Below are 1,043 nucleotides of genomic sequence, written 5' to 3'. Positions count from 1 at the left end.
GGTTGGTCATGCCCAACTCTTCACCCTGATAAATGAACGGCGTGCCCTGAAGAAAATGCAGCGCGGTGCCGAGCATCTTCGCCGACACCACGCGGTGTTCGCCGTCATCACCAAACCGCGAAACCACTCGCGGCTGATCGTGGTTACACCAGAACAGCGCATTCCAGCCGCCACCGGCCTGCATGCCGGTCTGCCAGTCGGAAAGGATGCGCTTGAGTTCGAGGAAGTCGAAGTCAGCGCGAACCCACTTCTGCAAGTTCGGGTAATCAACCTTCAGGTGATGAAAGTTGAAGGTCATCGACAGTTCTTTCGAGTCCGGCCGCGAGTAACGAATGCAATGTTCCAGGCTGGTGGAGGACATCTCGCCGACGTTGATCAGGTCATGGCCTTCGAAGACTTCGCGGTGCATTTGCTGCAAGTAGTCGTGCACGTTCGGGCCATCGGTGTAGAAACGCCGACCGTCGCTGTTGTCCTCGGGAAAGTCCGCCGGCTTGGAGATCAGGTTGATCACGTCCAGGCGGAAACCGCCCACGCCCTTGTCACGCCAGAAGCGCATCATCTTGAAGACTTCAGCGCGCACCTGCGGATTATCCCAGTTCAGGTCGGCCTGAGTGTGGTCGAACAGGTGCAGAAAGTACTGACCGGTTTGCGCCTCGAACTCCCAGGCGGAACCGCCGAACTTGGACTCCCAGTTGTTCGGCTGATCACGCCAGATGTAGAAGTCACGGTACGGGTTATCAAGGCTGCTGCGCGCTTGCTGAAACCAGGTGTGCTCGACGGAAGTATGGTTGACCACGATATCGAGCATCAGCTTGATGCCCCGCCTGCCGGCTTCGGCGATCAGCAACTCGCAGTCAGCCATGGTCCCGTAGCTCGGGTCGATGGCGTAGTAGTCGCTGATGTCGTAGCCATTGTCGCGCTGGGGCGAACGCAGGAACGGGGTGATCCACAGACAATCGACACCCAGCCATTGCAGGTAATCGAGCTTGGCCACCACCCCGAGCAGATCGCCCGTGGGGTTGCCGGCGTGGCTGTGAAAACTC

The 1,043-nt window shown here is 58.8% G+C and carries 1 protein-coding gene; it reads right to left on the bottom strand.

The genetic code is table 11. The annotated features are described in order from the left end of the window. The coding region (locus ACXRVY_RS31240; protein ID WP_458239240.1) for an alpha,alpha-phosphotrehalase at window positions 1-1,043 on the bottom strand (1,043 nt) is incomplete at both ends.

It is taken from the genome of Pseudomonas sp. P5_A2_2, from assembly GCF_054177685.1.
This window is presented reverse-complemented; position numbering and strand designations above follow the sequence as displayed.